Source organism: Spirillospora sp. NPDC049652, assembly GCF_040675125.1.
GTDB lineage: Bacteria > Actinomycetota > Actinomycetes > Streptosporangiales > Streptosporangiaceae > Spirillospora.
Genome location: NZ_JBFAOF010000399.1, coordinates 1 through 6155, shown reverse-complemented (window position 1 = coordinate 6155; position 6155 = coordinate 1). Strand labels below are relative to the sequence as shown.

The following is a 6155-nucleotide window of genomic DNA, read 5'->3' as shown; positions in this document are numbered from 1 at the left end:
GGGGTGATGCCCGCGTTCAGCAGCGCCGCGAATGCCTTCGCCGTCTCGGGCTGGACGCCCGTCCGGCCGGTCGCGAGGGTGTGCAGGCGCAGCAGCATCAGCGCCCGGACGACCTCCCGCTCGACCTCCGGGCCGGACCCGGCGGCGTGCGAGCGCACGATGTTGAGCTGGAGCTGGGCGCGCAGCTCCGGCGCGATGTGCCGGGTCGCGAGCGCCCCGAACCCCGTGGAGACCCCGTAGACCGGCGTCGGGCGGGACGCCAGCTCCTCGATCGCGGCCCGCGACTCGGTGATCGCCTTCAGCGCCTCGTCGGTCAGCGCGACCCGCGCGCCGTCCCGGGCCACCGCGACGACCTCCGCGAAGGTCAGCGGTTCCGGTCCGACCTGGATCTCTGTGTCCCCCATGCCGAAACTCATACCCCCATTGCAGCGCCCGGACCGCGCCCCGGCGACCCGCGCGCGGCCCCTACTGTCTGGGATACGAGACAATGGGCGGATGACCACGAGTCCGGGCGCCGGAGGCGGCCAGGTCCCGGCGGCGCGCCGGGCGCTCGCCGTGCTCCGGCTGCTCGCCGAGTCGGCGGGGCCGCTGCCCGCCTCCGCCATCGCCGGCCGGCTCGGGCTGCCCCGCTCGTCCACCTACCACCTGCTCACGGCCATGGCCGAGGACGGCTTCGTCTCCTACGTCCCGGAGGACCGCCGCTGGGGCCTCGGCGTCGCCGCCTTCGAGATCGGCTCCGCCTACCTGCGGCACGGCCCCCTCGAACGGCTCGCCCGCCCCCTGCTGCGCCGCCTGGTCGACCGCACCGGCGACGTCGCCCAGCTCGGCGTCCTGCACGGCGCGGAGGTCCTCTACCTGCTGAAGGAGCAGCCCGCGCGGCGGCGGGCCCCGCTGGTCACCGACGTCGGCGTCCGGCTGCCCGCCCAGCTCACCGCGAGCGGCCTGTCGATGCTCGCGCACCTGCCCGCCGCGCAGGTCCGCGCCCTGTTCCCCGGCCCGCTGGTGGACCGCACCGGCCGCGGCCCGGCGTCCCTGCGCGAGCTGCGCCGCGTCCTGGCCGCGGACGCCCGGCGCGGCTGGTCCGCCGAGGACGGGCAGGTCACCGAGGGGTACGCGTCCATCGCCGCCTGCTCGTTCGACCACACCGGCCACCCCACGGCCGCGATCACCGTCACCTTCCGCCGCGAGACCCGCCCGGACGACACCTGGCCCGACCTCGCCGCCGAGGTCCGCCGCACCGCCGCCGACCTCACCACCCGCTTGGGTGGCCGCTCACCCTGACCTTCGGCAGGGAAGGAAAAGGCCCGCACCACCGGCGCGGGCCATTTTCTCAGGTGTTTCAGGAGGCGATGCCGGCCTTCTTCAGCCAGTCCTTCGCGACGTCGCGCGGCTCGGCCTTGTCCACGGACATCTTGCTGTTCATGTCGAGGAGGTCCTGGGTGGTGAGCTTGGCCGCGATGGCGTTGAGAACGCCCTGGGCGTCGGCGTTGACCTTCGCGCGGTAGATCAGCGGGGTGACGTTCTGGGCCGGGAAGACGTTCTTCGGGTCCTCCAGGGCGACGAAGTTGTTCTTGGTGATCGCCGCGTCGGTGGAGAAGAGGTTCGCCGCCTGGATCTGGCCCTGCTTCAGGCGCGCGACGGTGATCGGCCCGGCGGTGTCCAGGGACTTGAACTCCTTGAACTCCAGGCCGTACTTCTGCTTGATCCCGACCAGGCCGGAGACGCGGGTCTTGAACTCCGACGGGCCGCCGAAGACCGTGTTGGCCGCGATCGGCTTGAGGTCGGCGATCGTCTTCAGGTGGTTCTTGTCGGCGGTCTCCTTGGTGACCACGACCGAGTCCTTGTCCTCGGCCTTGGCCGAGTCCAGGACGCCGAGCGAGGACGGGAGCTTCTGGCCGAGCGCCGCGTTGACGTCCGCCGTCGTGGCGGCGGTCGCCTTCGGGTCGACGTGCAGCAGCAGGTTGCCGTTGTACTCGGGGACGATCGCCAGCTGGCCGGACTGGATGGCCTTGTAGTACGCCTCGCGCGTTCCGGCGACCTTGGTCGTGGCCTTGATGCCCTTGGCGCTGAGCGCCTGGGCGTAGACCTCGCCGAGGGCCTGGCTCTCGGGGAAGTCGGCGGTGCCGATCACCAGCGTGCCGCCGCCGCCACCGCCGCCGGACGAGCCGCCCAGCGGGTTCTTGTCGTCATCGCCGCCGCCACCGCAGGCCGACAGCGCCAGCGCGCCCACGAGCAGCACGGCGGCGCCGCGCATCTTGGAGAACATCGGAAAGAGTCCTTTCGACCGGAACCATCGGTGCATCAGCGTCAACTTCAATGATCTTCAGTGGTGTTCGGTGTTCTTCGGTGACCGGGTGTCAGGAGGTGCGCCGCAGCCCCGGGGAGACCGCCAGGCGGCGCAGCAGGGCGAAGACGAACTGGATGAGGAAGGCCAGCAGGATGACCAGGATCGCGCCGCCCGCGGTGCTGGAGTACTCCTGCCGCTTCAGGCCGTCCACGATGAACCGGCCGAGCCCGCCGAGGCCGACGTAGGCGGCGATGGTCGCGGTGGAGACGATCTGGATGGCGGCGGTGCGCAGGCCGAGCAGCACCAGCGGCAGCGCCACCGGGGCCTCGACGCGCCAGAGCACCTGGGTGCCGGTCATGCCCATGCCCTCCGCCGCGTCCCGCAGCTCCGGCTCGACCTGCTGGACGCCGGTGTAGGCGTTCACCAGGACGGGCGGGATCGCGAGGACGATCAGCGGGATCAGCGTCGGCACCAGGCTGGACGAGGTGACCAGCACGGCCAGGATGAGCAGGCCGAGGGTCGGCAGGGCCCGCGCGCCGTTGGCGGACGCGATGACCGAGAAGCCGAAGAACGAGGCGGCCTTCCCGCGCCGGACGTGGCCGAGCAGCAGCCCGAGCGGCAGCGCGATCGCGACGGTGATCAGGAAGGCGAGGCCGGAGTACCAGAGGTGCTCGGTCAGCCGGTGCGGGATGCCGTCGGTCCCGTGCCACTGCTGGCCGTGGAAGAACCACCGGATCGCTTCGAGGATGGCGTTCACAGGGCGGCCTCCTCGGGCTGGGCCAGCTCGGCGCGCGCGGCGCGGCGTGCCGCGCGCTTCCCCGCGCCCGCTCGCGCCCATGGCGTCAGCAGCCGCTGGAGGACCAGCAGCAGCACGTCCGCGGCGACCGCGAGCGCGATGATCAGCGCGATGCCGACCATGATCGGGGTGGTGAAGTCGCGGTTGAAGCCGTCGGTGAACAGCTCGCCGAGGCCGCCGACGCCGATCAGCGCGCCGACCGACACGAGGCTGATGTTGGAGACGGTGGCGACGCGCAGGCCCGCCATGACGACCGGGACGGCGATCGGCAGCTCCACCTGGACGAGCCGCCGCAGCGTGCCGAAGCCCATCGCGGTGGCCGCCTGCCGGACGTGCTCGGGCACCGAGTCCATGCCGTCCACGACGGCGGGGACCAGCACCGACAGGGTGTAGAGGGTGAGCGGGATGATCACGGTGGTGCGGGTCAGGCCGGTGAAGGCGACCAGCACGACGAACAGCGCGATCGCCGGGATGGCGTAGAGCACGCTGGTGATCCCGACGACCGGCGCGTACAGCCAGCGGTAGCGGGCGCACAGCAGGCCGATCGGCAGCGAGACCGCCAGGCCGAGCAGCACCGGGACGATCGACAGGACCAGGTGGTCGGTGAGGTGCTCGGTGATGATGTCGGAGTTGCGGCCGATCCAGTCCCAGCGGATCAGCGGCTCCCCGCTGTCGCCGACCGCGACCGGGGCGAGCAGGGCGGGCACGGCGCTCACCGCTCGCCCGCCGCCGCGGCCCGGCCGTCCTGCGGCGGAGCGGCCGGTCCGGAGGCGCCGCCGGGCGGGGCGGCGGACGTCCGCTCGGCCGCCGCCTCGGCGTCGAGCTCCTGGACGAACCGGAGCCGCCGGATGCCGCGGTCGCCGCCGAGGAAGTCGCGGACGAAGTCGTCCGCGGGGTTCGCGAGCAGCTCGTCCGGGGTGGCGTACTGGGCGAGGACGCCGCCGACCTGGAAGACCGCGATGCGGTGGCCGAGCTTCACGGCCTCGTCGATGTCGTGGGTGACGAAGACGATGGTCTTCTCCACCTCGCTCTGCAGGCGGAGGAACTCGTCCTGGAGCTGGGCGCGGACGATGGGGTCCACGGCGCTGAACGGCTCGTCCATCAGCATGATCGGCGGGTCGGCGGCGAGCGCGCGGGCCACGCCGACGCGCTGCTGCTGCCCGCCCGAGAGCTGGGCCGGGTAGCGCTTGGCGAGCGCGGGGTCGAGGCCGACGCGTTCCATCAGTTCCAGGGCACGTTCGCGGGCCTGCTTCTTGTCCTGGTGGAGCAGGTAGGGCACGGTGGCGATGTTGTCGATGATCGTTCGGTGCGGGAAGAGGCCGGCCTGCTGGATGACGTAGCCGATGCCGCGGCGGAGCTTGGGCGGGTCCACCTCGCGGATGTCGCGGCCGTCCACGGTGATCGTCCCCTCGGACGGGTCGATCATCCGGTTGACCATGCGCAGGGTGGTGGTCTTGCCGCAGCCGGACGGCCCCACCAGCACGGTGATCCGGCCGGCGGGGATCTCCAGGTCGAGATCGCGGACCGCGACGGTTCCGTCCGGGTAGCGCTTCGTCACGCCCGTGAAGGTGATCAAGCGAGTCACGTCCTGTCCGGGCGTCGCCGCGACGCCGTTCCGTTCGTTGGCAAGTGGGTGATCGGTACCGGCATCCACCCAACCTTAAACAACCGACAATCTCCGGCACGGGCCCGGCCGGGTCAACCCGAGAACACCCGATGTTATCGACCTGAAAACACGAGAAAGGGGCGCAGCGCCGTGGTGCACAGCCGGATCGAGCTCGACGGGACGTCCCTCACCTGCGATCTGGTCACCCGCGCGGCGCGCGGGGACGTGATGATCGCCATATCGGACACGGGCCGGAAGCGGGCGCGTGACGCGTGGGACACCGCGCGGCGCGTCGCCGGGCGGCGGCCGGTGTACGGCCGGACGACCGGGGTGGGCGCGAACCGCGCCGTGGAGGTCGAGTGGGAGGACGCGGACGCGCACGGCCTGCGGCTGATGCGCAGCCACGCGGCCGGGGCCGGGCCGCTGCTGCGGCCGGAGGTCGTGCGGGCGATGCTGGTCGTCCGGGCGAACCAGATCGCGGCGGGCGGCTCGGGGGTCGATCCCGGCGTGCTGGCGGCGCTCGCGGACGCCCTGAACCTGAACGTGCTGCCGCCGGTCCCGGTGTACGGGGCGATCGGCACCGGGGACCTAACGGCGCTGGCGTCCACGGCGCTGTGCCTGATCGGCGAGCGGTCGTGGCTGGACGGCGGGGCGGACGGCGGCGGTTCGGCCAGTCCCGACGCCGGGCTCGCGCGCGGCCCGCACTTCGCCCTGGACTCGGCGGACGCGCTGGCCTTCATGAGCTCGAACGCGGCGACGCTCGGCGAGGCGGCGCTCGCGCTCACCGACCTGCGGACGGGCCTGGACGCGTCGGTGATGGTGGCGGCGCTGTCGCTGCTGGCGGTGCGGGGGGCGCGGGAGCCGTACGCGCCCGCCGTGCACCGGGCCCAGCCCGTGCAGGCGGGGGTGGCCGCCGCGGTGCGGAGCCTGCTGGCCTACGAGCACGAGACCCCGGCCCGCATCCAGGACCCGTACGGGTACCGGGCGTTTCCGCAGGTCCACGCGCCCGCGCTGGAGGCGGCGCGGTACGCGGAGACGGCCGTCACCCGGATGGTCAACAGCGCGGCGGAGAACCCGCTGGTGGACGCCGCGGACGCGGAGGTCTGGCACAACGGCAACTTCCACATCGCCGGGACGGGCCTGGCGCTGGACGCGGCGCGGCTCGCCCTGTTCCAGACCGGGGCGCTCGGGGCGGCCCGGCTGGGCACGCTGACCGAGCCGTCGTTCACGGGGCTGCGGCCGTTCCAGGCGGACGCGGAGGCGGCCTCGGGGATCATGATCTTGGAGTACGTGGCGCACTCGGCGCTCGCGGACGTGCGGCGGCACGCGGCCCCGGCGTCGCTCGGCGGCGCGGTGCTGTCGCGCGGGGTGGAGGAGCACGCGGGGTTCGCGACGCAGTCGGCGCGGGCGACCGGCGAGGCGGTGGCGGCCTACCGGGTGGTGCTGGCGTGCGAGCTGGTCGCGGC

Annotated in this window: 6 protein-coding genes and 1 pseudogene; 2 read left to right on the top strand and 5 right to left on the bottom strand. The window is 73.1% G+C overall.

Annotated features, from left to right (window positions below):
* A partial coding sequence (locus AB0J52_RS23310) for an aromatic amino acid lyase (RefSeq protein ID WP_500184091.1) occupies positions 1 to 404 on the bottom strand: 404 nt, incomplete at its 3' end.
* 91 nt (positions 405 to 495) lie between these two features.
* On the opposite strand from AB0J52_RS23310, the gene AB0J52_RS23305 reads away from it, so the two are divergent.
* The gene (locus AB0J52_RS23305; RefSeq protein ID WP_500184089.1) at positions 496 to 1281 is read left to right on the top strand and encodes an IclR family transcriptional regulator; all 786 of its coding nucleotides are present in this window, start codon (positions 496 to 498) and stop codon (positions 1279 to 1281) included.
* Between the two features lie 58 nt (positions 1282 to 1339).
* On the opposite strand, the gene AB0J52_RS23300 is transcribed toward AB0J52_RS23305, so the two are convergent.
* The 4 genes and pseudogenes from AB0J52_RS23300 to AB0J52_RS23285 all read right to left on the bottom strand — a co-directional run.
* Positions 1340 to 2266, bottom strand: a complete 927-nt coding sequence (locus AB0J52_RS23300; protein ID WP_500184088.1) for an ABC transporter substrate-binding protein — start codon at positions 2264 to 2266, stop codon at positions 1340 to 1342.
* A gap of 91 nt (positions 2267 to 2357) precedes the next feature.
* Complete coding sequence (locus AB0J52_RS23295) at positions 2358 to 3044, bottom strand: ABC transporter permease (protein ID WP_500184087.1); 687 nt, start codon at positions 3042 to 3044, stop codon at positions 2358 to 2360.
* Positions 3041 to 3799: an ABC transporter permease gene (locus AB0J52_RS23290; RefSeq protein WP_500184086.1), complete on the bottom strand. Its 759-nt coding sequence runs from the start codon at positions 3797 to 3799 to the stop codon at positions 3041 to 3043. Before AB0J52_RS23290 ends, AB0J52_RS23295 begins: the two co-directional genes overlap by 4 nt.
* A gap of 116 nt (positions 3800 to 3915) precedes the next feature.
* Positions 3916 to 4659 (bottom strand): annotated as a pseudogene (locus tag AB0J52_RS23285) (ABC transporter ATP-binding protein); the annotation flags it as partial.
* 180 nt (positions 4660 to 4839) lie between these two features.
* On the opposite strand from AB0J52_RS23285, the gene AB0J52_RS23280 reads away from it, so the two are divergent.
* Positions 4840 to 6155 (top strand): aromatic amino acid lyase (locus tag AB0J52_RS23280; protein ID WP_500184085.1); only part of this gene is annotated, 1316 nt, incomplete at its 3' end.